Source organism: Paraburkholderia sp. BL9I2N2 (assembly GCF_004339745.1).
Lineage (GTDB): Bacteria > Pseudomonadota > Gammaproteobacteria > Burkholderiales > Burkholderiaceae > Paraburkholderia.
Window position 1 is genome coordinate 47,927 of the sequence record NZ_SMGP01000005.1, and the last position, 17,887, is coordinate 65,813.

The window sequence follows — 17,887 nt, forward strand, 5'->3', positions numbered from 1 at the left end:
GTCCCGATTCCGCCAACAACTAGCCACGGTGCGCCGGAACATCAGCCGTGAATCACCACCAGCAGCGCCTTCGCCTCGCCCTTGCCGGCGTTGCGGATCGCGTGCGGCTCGTCGGCGACATAACGCGCGGTGTCCGCCGCCTTGAGCCGTTTCGTCGCGCCGGCCGCCTCGATTTCGATCGATCCTTGCAGCACGGTCAGATGCTCGCGCGTGCCGGGTTCGTGCGCGTTCGACACCAGCGCCCCACTTGGCTGCAGCGTCAATTCGTACCACTCGAACTTGCCGGCCAGCTCGATTGGCCCCCACACTCGCAATTGATACTTGGCGTCGTGCCCGCTCAAAGTGGGAATCTCGTGCGGCCCGGAGACAGCGATCGCTTCCGGCGTCTTTTGTGGCGCGAAGAGCGAATCGAGGCTGACGCCGAGCGCATTGGTCAGCCGCCAGGCGACCGCGATGGTCGGATTGGCCTTGTCGCGCTCAATCTCCGAGAGCATCGATTTCGACACGCCGGCCGCACGCGACAGATCGTCGAGCGTCATGCGCCGTTCGGCGCGCAAACGCTGAATCTGTTCGCCGACGCGCGGCGGCGCCGCGACTGCCGGGACCGAAGTTGCGCCTGGGATGGGCGCCGCGTTGGCCGCGGCGCGGCGGATACCCGAACTTGCCATTTCCTGACCCATCGTTTAGAGTTGTTCGACATACCGGATTTTAGTTCGGAAAAACGAAAAAATCCGATAAAACTGACAGCCGACTATAACAGGCCGCCTCGTGGTCGCACATGCCGAACACGCTGACACGGGCGCTATCACCCTTTTCAGGAGTCTGGTTCATGCGTGACCTTTACCTCGCCCATTTGCGCGGCACCCTCGAGCAGATTCGCGCTGACGGCTTTTACAAGAACGAGCGCGTGATCGCCAGCCCGCAATCGGCCGACATTCGTCTGGCTAACGGGACGGACGTGCTGAACTTCTGCGCCAACAACTACCTCGGCCTCGCCGGCGACGCACGCCTGATCGAGGCCGCCAAGCAAGGTCTCGACAACGACGGCTTCGGCATGGCGTCCGTGCGCTTCATCTGCGGCACGCAAACCGTGCACAAGGATCTGGAACACGCGCTCGCCGCGTTTCTGCAAACCGACGATTGCATCCTCTATTCCAGCTGCTTCGATGCGAACGGCGGCCTGTTCGAAACGCTGCTCGACGAAAACGACGCGATCATCAGCGACGAACTGAACCACGCGAGCATCATCGACGGCGTGCGGCTGTCGAAGGCGAAGCGCTTTCGCTACAAGAACAACGACCTCGCCGATCTCGAAGCGAAGCTGATCGAAGCGGAGGCCGCCGGCGCGCGCTTCAAACTGATCGCGACCGACGGCGTGTTCTCCATGGACGGCATCATCGCCGACCTCGCCGGCATCTGCGATCTGGCCGACCGTTACGGCGCGCTCGTGATGGTCGACGACTCGCACGCCGTGGGTTTTGTCGGCGAACACGGGCGCGGCACGCCGGAACATTGTGGCGTGCTGTCGCGCATCGACATCATCACCGGCACGCTGGGTAAGGCGCTGGGCGGCGCATCGGGCGGTTACGTGGCCGCGCGCAAGGAGATCGTGGAGTTGCTGCGTCAGCGCTCGCGTCCCTATCTGTTCTCGAACACGCTGACGCCGAGCATCGCCGCCGCTTCGCTGAAAGTACTCGAACTGCTGGCGAGCGAAGAAGGCGCGCAATTGCGCGCGCGTGTGCGCGAAAACGGCGCGCACTTCCGCAGCAAGATGAGTGCGCTCGGTTTCACGCTCGTGCCCGGCGAACATCCGATCATTCCTGTCATGCTCGGCGACGCGCAGCTCGCTTCGAAAATGGCCGATGCACTCCTGAAGGAAGGCGTGTACGTGATCGGCTTCTCGTTCCCGGTCGTGCCGAAAGGCCGCGCACGCATTCGCACGCAGATGAGCGCCGCGCACACGCCCGAACAGATCGACCGCGCGGTGGATGCATTCGCGCGCGTCGGCCGTGAACTCGGTGTCATCTAATACGGAGGCGCACATGAAAGCATTGGCAAAACTCGAACGCGCTCCCGGCCTCACGCTCACGGACGTCAAGAAACCCGAAGTCGGCCACAACGACGTGATGATCCGCATCACGCGCACCGCGATTTGCGGCACCGATATTCACATCTGGAAGTGGGACGACTGGGCGCAAAAAACGATTCCCGTGCCGATGCATGTCGGCCACGAATACGTGGGCGAAATCGTCGAAATGGGCCAGGAAGTGCGCGGCTTTGCGATCGGCGATCGCGTGTCGGGCGAAGGACATATCACCTGTGGCTTCTGCCGCAATTGTCGCGCGGGCCGCCGGCATTTGTGCCGCAATACGGTGGGCGTCGGCGTGAATCGTGAAGGCGCGTTTGCCGAGTATCTGGTGATTCCGGCATTCAACGCATTCAAGATTCCGCCCGAGATTTCCGACGACCTCGCCGCGATTTTCGACCCGTTCGGCAACGCCACGCACACTGCGCTGTCGTTCAATCTGGTCGGCGAAGACGTGTTGATTACCGGCGCTGGACCCATCGGCATCATGGCGGTGGCGATCGCGAAACACGTGGGCGCGCGCAATGTCGTGATCACCGACGTCAACGACTATCGCCTCGAACTCGCGCGCAAGATGGGCGCGACGCGTGCGGTCAACGTCTCGCGCGAATCGTTGCGCGACGTGATGGCGGACCTGCACATGACCGAAGGTTTCGACGTCGGGCTGGAAATGTCCGGTGTGCCGAGCGCCTTCACCGGCATGCTCGAAGCGATGAACCACGGCGGCAAGATCGCGCTGCTCGGCATTCCGCCCGCGCAGACCGCGATCGACTGGACTCAGGTCATCTTCAAAGGCCTTGAAATCAAGGGCATTTACGGACGCGAGATGTTCGAGACCTGGTACAAGATGGTCGCGATGCTGCAAAGCGGCCTGGATCTCTCGCCGATCCTCACGCACCATTTCAAGGTCGACGACTATCAGGAAGCGTTCGCCACGATGCTCTCTGGCGAAAGCGGCAAGGTGATTCTCGACTGGACGGCCGCGTGAGTTAACACGCGCCGACGCACGGCCACGCTTGCAGTCTCAGCGTGCAGCAAAAAAACGCTTGGACCAACGCCCGCACCGCGCTCACCCGCCTGCGGGCGTTTTAACGAACTCGGCCTGAATGCGCACATGAATATCGTCGCCGACGGCCGGATACCACGTCGCCAGGCCGAACTTCGCGCGACTGAAATGCCCCTCGGCCGAAAAGCCGAGCGTGTCTTTCTTCGTGAGCGGATCGGGGGCAAAACCATTGAAGGTGACGTCGAGCGTGACCGGTTGTGTGACGCCATGAATCGTCAGATCGCCGGTCAACGTGCCGCGCGATTCGCCCGTGCGCTCAAAACGCGTGCTGACGAAGCGAATCTCCGGATAGCGCTCCACGTCGAGCATGTTGGCGCTCTTCACCATTTTGTCGAGCAAAGGCACATTCGTATCGATGCTCGCGGCGTCGATCGTCACCGACGTCGTGCTCTTGTCCAGACCGCCTTCGTTCCAGTCGAGTTCGCCCTTCTTGCGATCGAAGCGCGCCGTGAAGCGTGAATACTTGAAATGATCGATGTCGAAGGTAATGCTGCAATGATCCGGATCGATTTCGTAGCGGCCGGGCGGCACGCGTGTTTCGTTCTGGCTGACCGTGTGCGTGAGCACTTGCACGGGCGTGCAGGCCACCGCCGTCAGTAGTGTTGCGCTGAGCAGGGCGCGCATGAAGGTGGCGCGGAGAGTCAGTGTACTCATGAAGTTCGTTCCCGTTGACCGATCGTGCTCAAGATAACAGTTCGCGCACCCAACCTGCAAAAACGCAAAAGACTTGACGAGGGAGAATGATCGTTCTACCCTTCGTCCATGGCTACCGAAACTCACACTGAACCAGTCGCACCCGGCAGCGCGCGCGAGCGGCTGCTGGACGCGGCTGAAGCGTTGATCTACGCCGGCGGCATTCACGCAACCGGCGTGGACGCGATCGTCAAGCAGTCCGGCACGGCGCGCAAAAGCTTTTACACGCATTTCGAATCGAAAGATGCGCTCGTGGCGGCCGCGCTCGACCGGCGCGACGAACGCTGGATGAACTGGTTTATCGCGGGCACGCAACGGCATGGCAAGACGGCGCGCAAACGCCTGCTCGGCATGTTCGAGGTGCTGCGCGAATGGTTTGCATCGGAGGATTTTCACGGTTGCGCATTTCTGAACGCATCCGGTGAGATTGCCTCCGCGGACGACCCGATCCGGATCGTCGCGCGCCATCACAAGGAACGCCTGCTGGCGTTCGTGCAAACCGAATGTGATGCATTCGCGGCGGAGTCGGACATCGACGCCCGTCGCACGGCGCGCTTGTCGCGTCAATGGCTGATCTTGCTCGACGGCGCCATTGCCGTGGCGCTGGTGAGCGGCGAGCCCGATGCCGCCCTCGACGCGCAAGCTGCAGCCCAAGTCCTGCTCGACGCGGAGTGCGCGGGCGAGCCAGGCATCCCGCCAAGCAAACGACCGCCATCCCGGCGAACCGCAACCTGACTGAGGAATTACCATGGCCGACTCGATTGAAACCCGCCCGCCGCTGCCGCCCTTCACACGCGAAACCGCAATCCAGAAAGTGCGCGCCGCGGAAGACGGCTGGAATACCCGCGACCCCGAGCGCGTGTCGCTCGCCTACACGGTGGATAGCGTGTGGCGCAACCGCGCCGAGTTCACGCATGGTCGCGCGGAGATCGTCGGCCTGTTGCGCCGCAAATGGGCGAGAGAACTCGACTACCGTTTGATCAAGGAACTGTGGGCATTTACGGATAACCGCATCGCCGTGCGCTTTGCCTATGAATGGCACGACGATTCGAACAACTGGTTCCGCTCGTACGGCAACGAGAACTGGGAATTCGACGAGCACGGACTGATGGCGCACCGTCACGCCAGCATCAACGATATGCCGATTCGCGAAGCGGACCGTCTTTACCACTGGCCGCTCGGCCGCCGCCCCGACGACCATCCCAGTCTGTCCGATCTCGGTCTCTGACCTGGCGCAGGTGAACGCGTGCTGCGCGTTCACCGCTCTGCCATCGGTTCTCCGTTACTGTTATGTCTGCGCGGCCGGGCACGTGTTGTGCCCGCGCGCCCGAGCGTGTCCTCAACATCGCCTGTGCGGCTTGAGGTACAGTGCGCGACGGACGGCATGCAAGCATACCCGGAACATAGATGACGCCGGCGCTCGACCGGTGGCGGAGAGGACATGCATTTTCGGCAGATCAACAAGAATATCCGACGTACCGCAGTGGCGCTCGTTGCCAGCCTCGCCGCTGCGTCGGCCGCCCATGCGGGCAATTGGTGCGAGGGCGGCGTATGGGTCGACGCCATGCTGGGTTCGTATCACATCAACCCTGATCCAAACACGCATTTCGAGCAGTTCAATCCGGGTCTCGGCGTCGAATGCTGGCTCAATAACCAATGGGCGTTGACTGCCGGTGGCTTTCGCAACTCGCTGCGCCGGCCTTCCTACTATGGCGGCGGGGTGTGGGCGCCGGAGTTCGCGCACTGGGGCATCGTGCGGATCGCGGCGATCGGCGGGATCATCTCGGGCTATAACTACGGCAACTGGGGCTTGGGCCACGACCATACGATCGGGCCGGTGGTCGCGCCGATCGTCATGGTCGAATACAAGCGTGTGGGCGCGAACTTCATCGTGATTCCGCCGATCCCTTCCGATAATCTTCCGTTCACCATTGGGTTTCAATTGAAGGTGAAGTTCTAAGCAAACTATCGATATCCAGATAGCTTGCAATCATCCGAAGGCACCGGGCAACCAGCAGCCCGAATTACATTTTCTGTCGATTACTGCTTGCAGCAATACGTGCAACTATCGGCACCAAACGAGGGTTGAACGCCGGGATCGAGCTACCACGACATTCAGCTCGAGCGACGATTGCATCGATGGTGACTCGTGCCACTGCACGGTGTGCTCGCTTCGCGAAGTGCTTCAGGCGCCGATCGCTCACAGGATGCCGCGCCCAGATCAGCGCTGCAAACCAACCGATCACCGTCCATCCGAGCAAGACGTTCACCATGGTCACCGCAAAGGCGTCTTTGCGTTCTCTGGCGTCCGCAATCATTGCGGGCGCCAGATACAGCATCAGCGCACCCAGAACCACCGCACCTTCGATAATCTTCAACATTTCAACACCTCGCTACAGCCTCGGTACGCGCACGACTTTCAGATTAGTGACCGGAGTACAAGCGACCAAGAGACTGGTCGGGTTGACGGCTGCCGGATTCCGAAGACGACCCAACTACGCCACCGTACGAATCATTGACCGAACCGACCGCATTGCTGCGTTCGACTGCGACCGTTTGTGCGCTCTGGCCGCGCTGCGACGCCGGGGCGCCAACCGACGGGCGATACGAAGGTGCCGGACCATACCCACTGGCAAATGCGGGAGCAGCGAAAGCGGTAGTAGCTGCGACGAGCAAGGCTGCAAGAAGTTTGCTTTTCATGATGAATCTCCAATGCGATTTTTTAGGAGCACCGCGGGTCGAGTGAGACCCGCGCCGTTGACAAGATGTACTTTAGACGGCGCCTATCTTTTTTCTATGCCAATAGCGTGAAATCACAGTTGCTGCAAACCAAACAATGAAGCGGAGTGCGGCCCATGGCGGGTTTCCGGGCATCACCGTGCTGAGAAAGGCCGATTACGAACAGCCTGCGGGTGACCAAAAATTCGCGTTCAGGACGAACCAAAGGGCGAAAACATGGATTCGCCCGCGGTGCTAGCATCGTTGACGGACAAGTTGTGACAACCGCGCAGTGCAGGCCCGACCTGCGAGTGGAGATCCGAAATGTCATCACGTATCGACAAGTCTTCGCTGGTGTTCGACAGCATCGAAAACGATGAGCACAACCGATGCGTGGACCTGTTCCTACGTTCGGACGGCACGTACGGATTCGAAGAATTTCGTCGCGATGTCGAAGACGGCGGAGCCTGGACGCCGGTCCAATACTATTCGGGCGCTGTGTTTCCTTCGAAGGAGGAAGCGCTCGGCGCGGCAATCAAAGCAGTCGTTTGGCTTGCCGATAGGGTGGCTCGTTGAGGTGAGCCGTTCCAGGATGGTGAGGAATTCCAGGAGATAGCGCCGCACCGATAAATAGTGAGGAATTCCAGGAGATGACATCGCCACGATCAAAGGTGAGGAATTCCAGGAGATGACGCTCATCACGGTCAACGGTGAAGCTTTCCAGGAGACAGACAGCTCAAACTTGCCGAGAGGTGAGGCGTCCCAGGAGCCGGAACAGCACCTTAACCACAAACAAGAGACGGCAAGGTGAGCCGTTCCAGGAGATCACCCGGCAAAGGTGAGCGATTCCAGGAGGTGAGTCAACGCCGCGCTGAATCCGCACCTGAGATAAGGTGAGGATTTCCAGGGAGTTCTCTTCATAGCACGGACGGTGAAGCATCGAGCGCTCAAATACCTCACCTTGAAGCGTATCGGCGCAGCGCCGATGCCGCTCATCTGCTTACATCCTCTTCCATATACAAACAAAGCGTGAACGCGCCAGCTTGCCCGCGCAGCGCTGCGAAAAACCACGTGACCCACGCTATAAGGCGTCACACACACTCACGCGTTTCGCGGCAACGGCCATTCATCGCCGAACTGTAACCGCTTCGTAAAACATGATCTTTCGCCGGTTGATAAGTTGCGCATGACACGCAACGTCGCCGCTCCAAACACGAGCGACGACGTGGCGTGACCATAGACCCATCGAAGGAGAAAGCATGAAGAAGTTATTGGCAATCGCGGCACTGGCCGCCTTGAGCGCTACCTTGAGCGGATGCTGGTGGGGACCGCCTCCGGGTTGGGGCGGCGGCGGTCCGGGTCACGGCGGCCCCGGCGGCGGCCAGGGTGGCGGCGGTCCCGGTGGAGGCGATGGGCCTCATGGTGCGATCTTCGTTCCTGGCAACGCGGCCCAAGCCTGATCGATACACACTGGCCACGCTCAAAGGTGAGGGAATTCGGGAGCAGAGGTCCGAGTTCTTATCGAGCACGTCTCTGCATGAATTTGACATCGATTTCTTGGGAAACTAGCATTCGCTCAACGCATTTTGATGCCTCCCGCGATTAGACGTCCAACCTTGCTAGAAATCACCATGCACGCCAAGCTCGATAAAGCCGGCCGTCGCGCTGCCGAAGACCGCGCGCAGTGCTCGCACAACGGCACGATCGACTTCGGCTCCGCGGTGCGCGCGCTCGGTGAGGCCGGCATCGAATCGTACTTCACCGATTACCGGCACGACGAAGTTCACGTCGAGCGCTTTCTTCAATGACGCCCAACGCCTTCGCCAAAGAAATCAAGGCGGCGCTCGCCCCGCACGCCGACACTGACCGCGCGCTCGCCATGCGCGCCTATATGCGTCACCAGTTCGACTTCATCGGTGTGCCGACGCCGCTGCGGCGGCAAGCGGTAACGCCCGTTTTCAAGCGGCTGGCGGTGGAGAACGCCGATCACTTGCTGGCGTGCGCCAATCGCTTATGGACGATGCCGGCGCGCGAATACCAGTACGTCGCGACAGATCTGCTGGCGCGCAACTGGAAGACGCTTGCGACCACCGACATCGCGCATTTGCTGGCCATCGCGCAGCATGCTTCGTGGTGGGATTCGATCGATCCGCTCGCGGCCGTGGTCGGCGACGTGCTGAAAGCGGCGCGAATCGGGACGCCGCAGGCGCAGGCGGTAATGGATGCCGCGCTTCAGCACGAATCGCTGTGGGTGCGACGTATCGCGATGATTCATCAACTCGGCTGGCGCGGGCATACCGACGAAGATCGCCTCTTCGGCTACGCACGGGCGCTCGCCGCGGAAAATGACTTCTTTATCCGTAAGGCGATCGGCTGGGCGTTGCGCGACTACGCGCGGCACGCGCCCGACGTGGTGAGCGGTTTTTTATCGGCCTCGCGAGACCTTATCTCGCCGCTCACCTTGCGCGAGGCGTCGAAGCATCTTCCGCCGATTCGCTGACGCTTCGATCGCGTAACGTTCGCCCGCGTGCGGTCTAATCACCGCCGTGCGCGAGCGCAACACGCGCTTTGTCTTCCGGACTATCCGCAACGAAATACTTCTTCGCCCACGAGCCATTCGGCGCCAGCATCAAACGCTCATGCGTGCCGTCGTTCTTTTGCCGTATCGCCAACGCACGCGCCCGATAGTGCTCGTAGAGCCGCAGAAATTCCGCGAGATACGTGCCGGCGATGCGGCGGTCGCGAATCTCCAGCAGGTTCTCGTCGTTGAAATGTTCCGAGTTGTTGCTCATATTCGCCGAGCCCGTGTAGACAATCGGATTGGCGCCCTCTGCGTCGATGACCAGGAACTTGTGGTGAATGATGACCGGCGCGTAGCTCGGTGCGTGTTCGCCTGGAAAAAGGCGCAGCTCGGGTTCGAAGCCTGCCGGCACGGTCGCCGGTGAAAAATACTCCGCGTCGATCACGTCGTGCTTGTCCCGGCCGCGGTGATATAGCTCCATGTTGGCGAGCGCGGTCGTCGAGACGATCTGCCCATTTTTCTCCGCCTCCTCTGCCGCCTCCGCCGACTTCGGGCTGATGTGGTTGACGAGGCCGAACATCATCCGGCCTTTGTCGCCGGCCGCGAAACAGGCATCGCGCAGCGGCGCGTCGGTCGGCATGAAGAGGCAGAACACCACGGAGTGCTTCGCCTTGTTGATCGCGTCGACGATCGTGTCGATCTGCAAACGCGAGTCCTTCGCTTCCGGCGAAAAACAGACCCGCACTTTCGCGCTGCCGATCTGAATCGACTCGGACCAACCCGGCGTGAGCTTCGCCGTCGCCGCAATGCTCGGATTGCCGGCGAGCGCCTTGGCGCGTTCGCTGTACAGCGTGGCCAGTTCCGGCGAATCGAACAGATGGAGCACGTTCGCCTGCTCGGTGATGCCTTCGGTGGTGAAGTTGGCCGAGCCCGTCAGTACGCGCGCCGGTGACGCCTCGCCATTGCCGTTGTCCACCACGATGAACTTGTCGTGCATGATGTGCGTCTTGTCGCGCGGCGCGAACGTGGCGACATCGGCGAGCTCGTCGACAGCGGGTTGATTCGGCGACGGTGCCGGTGGCTTGCCCTTCTGCGACACCTTGTGCGAGTCGTAAACAATGGCAAGCGATGCTTTGCCCTGCTTCTTGCCGAAAGCCTCGAAGGCGGGAATCGCCCAGAGCGGATCGGTCAGGTGGTACACCGCCGATGCCGCGCGATGCGCGTGATCGAGCGTCAGCGCGAACACTTCCTGCAAGTCGTTTGCAAGCCAGGTGCGCAGGCGCAATGCCTGTTCCGCCGAAGGCGCTGCGTTCGGCGCGAGATGCAGCGCCTTGACTTTACGCGCGAACGCTTGCGAACTGACCACGGCGCGGTTGAACCACGAGCCGATGTTCGCCTCCATATGCGCGGGCAAAGTCAGCTTGCATTCGCCTTTTTGCGCGTCGAGCAATTGCGGCGCTTCCGGCGTGCCGATCACCGGATAGACGAGATAGGTGAACGACTTTTCCCGATCCGCCTCATCGATTCGCGCATCCCACCACATGAATTTCTGAATGGGCGCCTCATTCGTCGGCGCGTCTTTCTGCGTATCCGGCACTACGCCTTTGAACGTCAACCGGTTGGGGAGCCAACTGCTGGCTTCGCGTTCGTGTCCATCGGCGGCGAGAAAACCCGGCGTCCGTTTGATGGCGAAACCGAGGAAGTCTTCGCGCTTGCCGCCTTCGGGCCAATCGAAAGCGAGTAGGACGAGTGTCGGGGACAGATAGCTGCGCACGCTTACATTCATCATTTGGCTCCATGATGTCGAATGGAGCTTTAGTCTGGATGCGCAGTTTGTTGAAATGGTGACAAGACGCGAAATCAAAAAAAGGTATTGATTAACGGCGTTTTATTCGGAAACTTTAGCAATATATTTAACGCGTTGAATGCGCTCTAAAAGTCTGCGGTCATCGCTTAGTAACATGCGTGCGCAATACTCCGCAGCGCTGCAAGTCAGACCAAATTTCGCATAAAACGCGCTGCTCCCAACGAGGGCTGACGCGAAGGCCAGACCCCGGGGGGTTCACATGACTATTCGTCATCGCATCACGCTATTGGTTGTTTTGATGTTCGTCGCCTTATCGGCGATCGGCGGCTACGCCGTCTACCAGACGCGCGGCAGCGCCGCCGAGGTGCGCAAGGTCACGGAAGGCGTCGTGCCCAGCGCGCTCGCTTCCGCCGACCTCGTGTCGCAAGTCAAGGATGTGCAGCTCGCCACGATGACGCTGGTCTACGCGCCCGACGCCAACATGGTTGCCCAGGCGCAGGACGACCTGACGAAGAAGCGGGCCTCGTTGCAACAGGCGCTCGCCTTGCAAGCGAAAGATGCCGCGAGCCACGCCCAGAAGGGTCTCGTCTCGCAGGCCAACGACAGCCTCGAAAACTATTTCTCCGCGATCGCCGAGACGGCCAAAATGAAGGCCGACGGTAAGAACGAACTCGCGCAGGCGTATCTGTTCGCCAATGTCGCGCAGTATCGCGACGAACTCGAAGGAATCGTCGAAACCTTGCGTGTCGAGAAGAATCGCGAGAAAGACGAGGCGATCAGCACGCTGAACACCACGCTCTCGACCACGACCACGGCAATCGCCGTTGTCACGGGCATCGCGATCATTCTGCTGACTTCCATCGGCTCGCTGCTCTACCGTCAGATCACGCGCCCGCTCAGCCGCATGCAGGCGATGATGAGCGAGATCGCCTCGAGCCAGGACTTTGCGCGGCGTGTGCCGGTGGGCCGCCTGGATGAGATCGGCCATTCGATCGTCGCCTTCAACGGCATGATCGAGAAAATTCAGGAAAGCTCGGCGCAACTCAAGCAGAAAACCGCCGACATTCAGGCGATGTTGCAGAACATGCAGCAAGGCATTCTGACCGTGATCGACGGCGCCGTGATTCACACGGAGTACTCGGCGTATCTGGAAGACATCTTCGAAACGAAGGATATCGCCGGGCGCGGTTTGATGGATCTGGTGTTCGCGGATACCGATCTCGGTTCGGACGCGCTCTCGCAAGTGGATGCGGCCGCGCATGCGTGTCTTGGCGAAGACTGCATCAACTTCGAGTTCAATCAGCATCTGTTGGTCGGCGAGATTTCCAAACGCATGCCTGACGGCCGCGTGAAGATTCTCGACTTGAGCTGGTCGGCGATTACCGATGAAAACGACGTGATCGTGCGCCTGATGCTCTGCGTGCGTGACGTGACCGAATTGCGCAAGCTCGCGGCGGAAGCCAGCGAACAACGCCGCCGCCTCGACATGATCGGCGAAATTCTCGCGGTCAGCGAGGAGAAGTTCCACCACTTCATCGAAAGCTCGGCGGGCTTCATCAGCGAGAACGAGCGGATCATCCGCAAGCATTCGGAGGCGGATCACGCGGCGATTGCCGAACTGTTCCGCAACATGCACACCATCAAGGGCAATGCGCGGACCTACAACCTGCAGCATCTGACCAACGTCGTGCACGAAACCGAGCAGAGCTATCACGAGCTGCGCCAACCGGACGCGGATCGTTCGTGGGATCAGGAGCACTTGATGCGCGAACTGACGCGCGTGCGCGAAGCTATCGACAGCTACGCGAAGATCAATGAACAGAGCCTCGGCCGCAAGAACAAGAACCAGCCGAACGACACCGGCAACTCCGGCCACTACGTGATGGTCGCTAAGGAACATATCCAGCACACGCTGAGCATGCTGGACCAGACCAACGCCGGCGAACTGCATGAGCTTCAGTCGATGCGTGATGCGCTGCGCCGCACGCTGAGCGCACTGGGCAGCGAAAGCGTGCGCGACGCGCTCTCCGGCGTGCTGGACTCGCTGCCGTCGCTCGCGAGCGAATTGGGCAAGCCCGCGCCGACCGTGCGTATCGACGATAACGGCTACCGTCTGCGTGGTCAGGTGGGCGGCACGCTGAACAACGTATTCATGCATCTGTTGCGCAATTCGATGGACCACGGCATTGAAACCGCCGAGGCGCGCAGCGCCCACGGCAAAGCACCAGCCGGCACGATCGCTGTCGAAGTCGGCGTGGACAATGGCGCGCTGCAGATCACGCTCAGCGACGACGGCCGCGGCCTCGCGCTCGAACGCATTCGCGGCATCGCGATGGAGCGAGGCTGGATCGGCCGCGACGACACGCTGAGCGACGAAGCCATCGCCGATTTCATTTTCCGGCCAGGCTTCTCGACCGCGGAGACGGTCACGGAGTTGTCGGGCCGCGGTGTCGGTATGGACGCCGTGCGCGACTTCCTCAAGCGCGCGAACGGCAGCATCGAACTGCGCTTTACCGACGATCACAAGGGCGCGGCGTTCCGTCAGTTCCAGACGATCGTCTGTCTGCCGGACAGCCTTGCCGTCGATACGCTCGGCTTGGACGCGCGTGGCGAAGCCGGCGCACTGCAACTCGACGCGATGGCGGACTGAGCGCCGCATCGGCGTACGTCGCGACGGAATTCGAAGGGAACGGTTGTGATTCAACAGTATGTATTGGCGATGGCTGCAGGCAGCGCGGTGACCGCGCTGCTGGCATTTGCCGCGCACAAGCTGCACAGCTCGAAGCTGACGGCACGGCTGCGCGCTGAAGCGCAAGCCAGCATCTCCAGGCTCGAGGCTGAGCGGGCCGATCATGGCGCAGCCATTCGCGCGCGAGAGCAGGTCGAGCAGGAACTCCTCGCTTTGACCACGCAGTTGCGCGAGGGCCTGATGCAGCAATCGGCAAGCGCCGACGAACTGCGCGCCTCATTGAAAGCGGCCGCCGAGGACAAAGATCAATTGGCGCATCAGGCGCGGCAGATTGCCGGCGAAGCCGAGCGTCTGAAGAGTCTCGGTGCGACGTTCGAGCGCTGGCACGAACAGATGATTTCGCTGATGACGCAAAACCACGACATGCACGCGAAGAATCAGGAGCTGTCGTCGATTGTGCGGCACGTGGTGATCGTGTCGCTGAACGCGTCGATCGAAGCTGCACGCGCGGGGCCTGCCGGACGCGGCTTCGCGGTGGTGGCGAGCGAAGTGCGCGCGCTCGCCGCGCGTTCCGAAGAATTGTCGAAGAGCTATCGCGACAGTTTGCACCGCAACGACCTGACCACGACGTCCACGTTTCAGGACATTCAGGCGGGCGGCAAGATGATCGCGGCATCGCTCGCTAGCGTCGAGTCGCTGGCCCATCAGTTTCATTCGAAGCTGCACGAGGTGGCGGTGTGATCTCGGCCCACGCCAAGGACAGCTTCGACCGCATTTTCCGCAAGGCCGCGCAGGCGCGTTTGCCGCTGAATTCGGGCGAGCTGTGCGAGATCGCGCCGATAGCGGACGCCAGCGTCGGCGTATCCAAAGATACGCAAGTGGTCGTGCTGACCATCTCGTCGATCGTATTCAGGCTGCTGCTGATTCTTCATTTCGACGAAGACGACACCACACGCGGCTACTACCTGAAAGACACGGCGGACGAGCGGTCCTTCCAGGAAGTCTTTCTGGAAATCTGCAACCTGTGTTGCGGGGCGATGAATCAGGAATTGCTGCGCTACTTCCCCGACCTCGGCATGTCGACGCCTTATGTGCTGAACGCGCGTTGCCTGCCGCATCTGCATGAACTGAAGCCGGCTCTGTTGTCGTCGTATGCGATCACGCTCGACTGCAGCGTGCGGTTTGCCGCGACGGTGTGCGTGTGCGCGCATGCGCCGCTCGACTTCGTCGCCGATACGAGCGTTGTCGAAGAAACCAGCGGCGAGCTGGAGTTGTTCTGACCGTGAAATGGATAGCCGCTGTGAGCAGGAACGCGACATGAACATGAACAAGCCGGTCAGCAAAGTGCTGGTGCTGGACGACTGCCCGGCGCACAAAGAGGCGCTGAAGCGCTTTTGCGACGAGAACAATCTGGTCGGCGTGAAAGTCGGCAAGAACCGCTTGCAGTCGGTGCTGCGCTCGAATATCGATCTGGGCGCGGTGCTGTTCGCCGAGAGTTACGGCGGCTCGCCGGAAGCGAGCGCCGAGATCGCGATCAGGATCAACGCGGTGCGCCCCGAGTTGCCGATCATCATGCGCCGGGATAACGACCCAGCCATGGACGGCTTGCCGGAGAGCCTGCGGCGCGTGGTCTGCGCCGCGTACGTCGCGCACGATATGGCGCCGCTGCGCCAGGTGATCGACGACTACATCTTCAGCCTGGATTATCCGAACGCACTAGTGCGCGGCATCGCCGACATGACGCAGGCCATTCTCGGCGACGTGTTCAAGGACCTGACCATCACGTGCGACACGCCGTATATCGTGCGCGACCGCATCATCTTCGGCGAGGTGTTCAGCCTGATTCCGCTGGAAAGCGCCTGGTGCCGCGGCTACATGATGATGCAGGCCGAAGAGACGCCGATCCTCGAACTGCTCGATCGTTATCAGATGATCGACAACGGGCGGCACGGCGAAGCGGATTTCCGCGACCTGAACAGCGTGCTCGGCGAAGTGACGAATCTGATCTGGGGTTCCTTCAAGAACCGCTATGTTGGCGATGCGGACGCGTGGGCGCGCAGCCAGGTGCAGGTGCCGCTGCTGGTGAATCACAAGCACAAGTACATCTCGTTCGGCAGCGGCAATCCGCAACTGTGCTTCACGTACTGGCTGAAGGATCCGCAGTCGAGCCGTGCGGTCAAGTTGCATCAACGTTTTGTGTTCAGCCTGAGCTGGTCGCCGGAAGACTTCAAGGAAGTCACGGACGACGTCGGCGCAATGGTCGAGGCAGGCGAACTGGATCTGTTCTGAGTGTTGTCATAGGAAAAAACATGTCGAAAATTCTGGTGGTGGATGACTCGAGCACGGTGCGCGACGAAGTGGCCGGCTTTCTGAAGAAGAACGGTCTGGACGTCGACACAGCTGTGGACGGCAAGGACGGCCTCGCCAAGCTGAAGGCCAGCCCCGGTATCAAGCTGGTGATCAGCGACGTCAACATGCCGAATATGGACGGTCTGACGATGGTCGAGAAGATTCGCGGCGAGCTCGCCAACAAGACCGTCAACGTCATCATGCTCACAACCGAGAGCAGCCCGGCAATGAAGGAGCGCGGCAAGGCGGCCGGCGTGAAGGGCTGGATCGTCAAGCCGTTCAAGGGCGACGCGGTGCTGGAAACGTTCCGCAAACTGGCAAGCTAAGCGCTTGTTTCGCTGCAAGCGAGCGCAAAGGTGAGGTTATTCGGGAGCTTCGCGCAGGCCGGTGTTTGAGTCTGTTTCGCAGTCGCGGCGACTGTCGAAATACGGGAAAAACGCTAATAAACCGGCTGGCGCAGTGATCGAGGCGATGCTTCCGGATGCCTCCGCTTGATCAAAGGTGAGACTATTCGGGACCATCCGGGTATTCGCACAAGGCTCGCCACAAAGCCTGGTTTATTGCGACATGCGCTGACCATGCCGCTTTTTCTGCTCCTAAAGCCTCATCGCGCCTCGGATCGAAAACGGTGAGCGGCAAATTCGATCGGCACTCACCACGATGCTTTGTTTCAGCACGATGGTGTCGCTGGCCAGCATATATCGATCACAGCACCCATCCCCCGCGCGAATCGCGCGTCTTCATCACGTGCGAAGCCCTGCACGTACACGGCTGCTTACCTGGGTATGCAAATTACTCCATCGGCTTTAAAGGTGAGAGTTTGCGGGAGTGGCCTGTTCTGGAGTAGTCGAACCACGCCCAGCATGCCTTTGCGGCCTGCCCCCAAGCTCGAAAGGTGAGGGTTTTCGGGAGCAATTCGACGCCTGCCTCGTCCCGAACCCCAAGCGCTCCGTGTCAAAGGTGAGGTTTTTCGGGAGCCCACCTGCAAATCGTACGGTGCGCCACACGCGCGGACTCATATCACGTTTCGCGTTGAAAGAGTTGGGAAGAAATTGGCAACCTAGGGGGCTGTTCCGCGTTTTGAGAACAGCCGCATGCGGGGAAGATGGCGACGCGGACGACAGGGTGCGCGGATCGGCTATATCCGCATGCCAGATGCCTGTCTCTGAAAAACGATCGTCTCCTGGAATCAGTTGGATGAGTCAGCATATTCTTTTCGTGGGTGCCGACGCCGGCTTGACTGCCGTGGTGGGCGAATCATTGCGCGGTCAGGGCTGCGGCGTGTCAGCACGTCCGCCTGCTGCCGGGCTCAAGCATGTGGTCGAGATGGAGCGGCCTTCGTTGCTGGTGCTCGACATCTCGGCGCCGCACGGCGACGGCCTCGCCGTGTTGCGTGACTTGCGCATGAGCGGCAACGACGTGCCCGTGATTCTGCTATCGGCAAGCAGCAAAGCGATTGATCGCGTGATCGGTCTCGAACTCGGCGCCGACGACTTCATGAGCAAGCCCGCCGACCCGGCTGAACTGCTCGCGCGCATTCGCGTGTTGCTGCGACGACGCGGCTCGCTCGCGCCCGGCGCGCCGGAGACGCGGCCGCCGTATCGCTTCGGCCGCTGCGAGCTGAACTTCTCCGCGCGCGAATTGCGTCGCGACAACGAGCACTTCGCGTTGCGCAGTTCGGAGTTCGCGTTGCTCAAGATCTTCGTCAATCACGCGATGACCGTGCTCACGCGCGTGCAACTCAACGAGAAACTGCGCGGCAATAGCGTGTTGCATCAAGGGCGCAGCCTGGACGTGTCGATCTGGCGGCTGCGTCGGCTGATCGAAATCGATCCCTCGGAGCCGCGCTATGTGCAAACGGTGTGGGGACGCGGCTATGTGTTCGTGCCGCACGGCGAACTCGGTGCGGCCGAGCGCGATGTGATGGTCGCGCCCGGCGTGTAAATCGGCGGGGAGTC

At 60.9% G+C, this 17,887-nt stretch carries 20 protein-coding genes; 15 read left to right on the forward strand and 5 right to left on the reverse strand.

Annotated elements, in window-relative coordinates; genetic code table 11:
* Nucleotides 1-41 precede the first annotated feature (41 nt).
* Nucleotides 42-680, reverse strand: coding sequence for an XRE family transcriptional regulator (locus B0G74_RS41905; RefSeq protein ID WP_132383408.1), 639 nt, complete (start codon nt 678-680; stop codon nt 42-44).
* A gap of 149 nt (nt 681-829) precedes the next feature.
* Between B0G74_RS41905 and B0G74_RS41910 the strand changes: the two genes are divergently transcribed.
* Nucleotides 830-2,029 (forward strand): glycine C-acetyltransferase, encoded by a 1,200-nt coding sequence (locus tag B0G74_RS41910; RefSeq protein WP_132383410.1) that lies wholly within the window; start codon nt 830-832, stop codon nt 2,027-2,029.
* 13 nt (nt 2,030-2,042) lie between these two features.
* Nucleotides 2,043-3,074 (forward strand): L-threonine 3-dehydrogenase, encoded by a 1,032-nt coding sequence (gene tdh / locus B0G74_RS41915; protein WP_132383412.1) that lies wholly within the window; start codon nt 2,043-2,045, stop codon nt 3,072-3,074.
* Nucleotides 3,075-3,155: 81 nt separating this feature from the next.
* Here the strand turns inward: tdh and B0G74_RS41920 are convergent, their stop codons facing one another.
* On the reverse strand, nt 3,156-3,806 hold the full coding sequence (locus tag B0G74_RS41920; RefSeq protein WP_132383414.1) for a YceI family protein: 651 nt from the start codon (nt 3,804-3,806) through the stop codon (nt 3,156-3,158).
* A gap of 108 nt (nt 3,807-3,914) precedes the next feature.
* Here B0G74_RS41920 and B0G74_RS41925 point away from each other — a divergent pair, with 108 nt between their 5' ends.
* The 3 genes from B0G74_RS41925 to B0G74_RS41935 all read left to right on the forward strand — a co-directional run bounded on the left by B0G74_RS41925 (nt 3,915) and on the right by B0G74_RS41935 (nt 5,805).
* Nucleotides 3,915-4,580 carry a TetR/AcrR family transcriptional regulator gene (locus tag B0G74_RS41925; protein ID WP_132383416.1) on the forward strand — a complete coding sequence of 222 codons (666 nt, stop codon included), beginning with the start codon at nt 3,915-3,917 and terminating at the stop codon, nt 4,578-4,580.
* A gap of 13 nt (nt 4,581-4,593) precedes the next feature.
* Nucleotides 4,594-5,073, forward strand: coding sequence for a nuclear transport factor 2 family protein (locus B0G74_RS41930; protein WP_132383417.1), 480 nt, complete (start codon nt 4,594-4,596; stop codon nt 5,071-5,073).
* A 213-nt stretch (nt 5,074-5,286) separates the two neighbouring features.
* The gene (locus B0G74_RS41935) at nt 5,287-5,805 is read left to right on the forward strand and encodes a hypothetical protein (protein ID WP_132383419.1); all 519 of its coding nucleotides are present in this window, start codon (nt 5,287-5,289) and stop codon (nt 5,803-5,805) included.
* A gap of 64 nt (nt 5,806-5,869) precedes the next feature.
* Here B0G74_RS41935 and B0G74_RS41940 read toward each other — a convergent pair whose 3' ends face one another.
* Entirely contained in the window at nt 5,870-6,226 is a 357-nt protein-coding gene (locus B0G74_RS41940; protein ID WP_132383420.1) for a superinfection immunity protein, read from the reverse strand.
* Nucleotides 6,227-6,269: 43 nt separating this feature from the next.
* Nucleotides 6,270-6,545 (reverse strand): hypothetical protein, encoded by a 276-nt coding sequence (locus B0G74_RS47240; RefSeq protein ID WP_132383422.1) that lies wholly within the window; start codon nt 6,543-6,545, stop codon nt 6,270-6,272.
* Between the two features lie 342 nt (nt 6,546-6,887).
* Here B0G74_RS47240 and B0G74_RS41950 point away from each other — a divergent pair, with 342 nt between their 5' ends.
* The 4 genes from B0G74_RS41950 (at nt 6,888) to B0G74_RS41965 (ending at nt 9,063) form a co-directional block, all read left to right on the forward strand.
* The gene (locus tag B0G74_RS41950; RefSeq protein WP_132383423.1) at nt 6,888-7,139 is read left to right on the forward strand and encodes a hypothetical protein; all 252 of its coding nucleotides are present in this window, start codon (nt 6,888-6,890) and stop codon (nt 7,137-7,139) included.
* A gap of 683 nt (nt 7,140-7,822) precedes the next feature.
* Entirely contained in the window at nt 7,823-8,023 is a 201-nt protein-coding gene (locus B0G74_RS41955) for a hypothetical protein (RefSeq protein WP_132383425.1), read from the forward strand.
* A 171-nt stretch (nt 8,024-8,194) separates the two neighbouring features.
* Entirely contained in the window at nt 8,195-8,371 is a 177-nt protein-coding gene (locus B0G74_RS41960; protein WP_243658574.1) for a hypothetical protein, read from the forward strand.
* The gene (locus tag B0G74_RS41965; protein ID WP_132383427.1) at nt 8,368-9,063 is read left to right on the forward strand and encodes a DNA alkylation repair protein; all 696 of its coding nucleotides are present in this window, start codon (nt 8,368-8,370) and stop codon (nt 9,061-9,063) included. Before B0G74_RS41960 ends, B0G74_RS41965 begins: the two co-directional genes overlap by 4 nt.
* Nucleotides 9,064-9,097: 34 nt before the next feature.
* On the opposite strand, the gene B0G74_RS41970 is transcribed toward B0G74_RS41965, so the two are convergent.
* Complete coding sequence (locus B0G74_RS41970; RefSeq protein ID WP_132383985.1) at nt 9,098-10,870, reverse strand: phospholipase D-like domain-containing protein; 1,773 nt, start codon at nt 10,868-10,870, stop codon at nt 9,098-9,100.
* Between the two features lie 280 nt (nt 10,871-11,150).
* Between B0G74_RS41970 and B0G74_RS41975 the strand changes: the two genes are divergently transcribed.
* From B0G74_RS41975 to B0G74_RS42000, 6 genes are all read left to right on the forward strand, one after another.
* Nucleotides 11,151-13,541 carry an ATP-binding protein gene (locus B0G74_RS41975; RefSeq protein ID WP_132383428.1) on the forward strand — a complete coding sequence of 797 codons (2,391 nt, stop codon included), beginning with the start codon at nt 11,151-11,153 and terminating at the stop codon, nt 13,539-13,541.
* A gap of 45 nt (nt 13,542-13,586) precedes the next feature.
* Nucleotides 13,587-14,321 carry a methyl-accepting chemotaxis protein gene (locus tag B0G74_RS41980; RefSeq protein WP_132383430.1) on the forward strand — a complete coding sequence of 245 codons (735 nt, stop codon included), beginning with the start codon at nt 13,587-13,589 and terminating at the stop codon, nt 14,319-14,321.
* The gene (locus B0G74_RS41985) at nt 14,318-14,860 is read left to right on the forward strand and encodes a hypothetical protein (protein ID WP_132383432.1); all 543 of its coding nucleotides are present in this window, start codon (nt 14,318-14,320) and stop codon (nt 14,858-14,860) included. Before B0G74_RS41980 ends, B0G74_RS41985 begins: the two co-directional genes overlap by 4 nt.
* 37 nt (nt 14,861-14,897) lie before the next feature.
* Complete coding sequence (locus B0G74_RS41990) at nt 14,898-15,869, forward strand: chemotaxis protein CheX (protein WP_132383434.1); 972 nt, start codon at nt 14,898-14,900, stop codon at nt 15,867-15,869.
* A gap of 20 nt (nt 15,870-15,889) precedes the next feature.
* Nucleotides 15,890-16,255, forward strand: a complete 366-nt coding sequence (locus tag B0G74_RS41995) for a response regulator (RefSeq protein WP_007178665.1) — start codon at nt 15,890-15,892, stop codon at nt 16,253-16,255.
* Nucleotides 16,256-17,126: 871 nt separating this feature from the next.
* Nucleotides 17,127-17,873 (forward strand): winged helix-turn-helix domain-containing protein, encoded by a 747-nt coding sequence (locus tag B0G74_RS42000; RefSeq protein ID WP_132383435.1) that lies wholly within the window; start codon nt 17,127-17,129, stop codon nt 17,871-17,873.
* Nucleotides 17,874-17,887 lie beyond the last annotated feature (14 nt).

Excerpts from the sequence above, each read along its gene's own strand:
- B0G74_RS41905 (WP_132383408.1), bottom strand. The coding sequence starts at position 680 with ATGGGTCAGGAAATGGCAAGTTCGGGTATCCGCCGCGCCGCGGCCAAC.
- B0G74_RS41910 (WP_132383410.1), top strand. The coding sequence starts at position 830 with ATGCGTGACCTTTACCTCGCCCATTTGCGCGGCACCCTCGAGCAGATT.
- tdh (WP_132383412.1), top strand. The coding sequence starts at position 2,043 with ATGAAAGCATTGGCAAAACTCGAACGCGCTCCCGGCCTCACGCTCACG.
- B0G74_RS41920 (WP_132383414.1), bottom strand. The coding sequence starts at position 3,806 with ATGAGTACACTGACTCTCCGCGCCACCTTCATGCGCGCCCTGCTCAGC.
- B0G74_RS41925 (WP_132383416.1), top strand. The coding sequence starts at position 3,915 with ATGGCTACCGAAACTCACACTGAACCAGTCGCACCCGGCAGCGCGCGC.
- B0G74_RS41930 (WP_132383417.1), top strand. The coding sequence starts at position 4,594 with ATGGCCGACTCGATTGAAACCCGCCCGCCGCTGCCGCCCTTCACACGC.
- B0G74_RS41935 (WP_132383419.1), top strand. The coding sequence starts at position 5,287 with ATGCATTTTCGGCAGATCAACAAGAATATCCGACGTACCGCAGTGGCG.
- B0G74_RS41940 (WP_132383420.1), bottom strand. The coding sequence starts at position 6,226 with ATGTTGAAGATTATCGAAGGTGCGGTGGTTCTGGGTGCGCTGATGCTG.
- B0G74_RS47240 (WP_132383422.1), bottom strand. The coding sequence starts at position 6,545 with ATGAAAAGCAAACTTCTTGCAGCCTTGCTCGTCGCAGCTACTACCGCT.
- B0G74_RS41950 (WP_132383423.1), top strand. The coding sequence starts at position 6,888 with ATGTCATCACGTATCGACAAGTCTTCGCTGGTGTTCGACAGCATCGAA.
- B0G74_RS41955 (WP_132383425.1), top strand. The coding sequence starts at position 7,823 with ATGAAGAAGTTATTGGCAATCGCGGCACTGGCCGCCTTGAGCGCTACC.
- B0G74_RS41960 (WP_243658574.1), top strand. The coding sequence starts at position 8,195 with ATGCACGCCAAGCTCGATAAAGCCGGCCGTCGCGCTGCCGAAGACCGC.
- B0G74_RS41965 (WP_132383427.1), top strand. The coding sequence starts at position 8,368 with ATGACGCCCAACGCCTTCGCCAAAGAAATCAAGGCGGCGCTCGCCCCG.
- B0G74_RS41970 (WP_132383985.1), bottom strand. The coding sequence starts at position 10,870 with ATGAATGTAAGCGTGCGCAGCTATCTGTCCCCGACACTCGTCCTACTC.
- B0G74_RS41975 (WP_132383428.1), top strand. The coding sequence starts at position 11,151 with ATGACTATTCGTCATCGCATCACGCTATTGGTTGTTTTGATGTTCGTC.
- B0G74_RS41990 (WP_132383434.1), top strand. The coding sequence starts at position 14,898 with ATGAACATGAACAAGCCGGTCAGCAAAGTGCTGGTGCTGGACGACTGC.
- B0G74_RS41995 (WP_007178665.1), top strand. The coding sequence starts at position 15,890 with ATGTCGAAAATTCTGGTGGTGGATGACTCGAGCACGGTGCGCGACGAA.
- B0G74_RS42000 (WP_132383435.1), top strand. The coding sequence starts at position 17,127 with ATGAGTCAGCATATTCTTTTCGTGGGTGCCGACGCCGGCTTGACTGCC.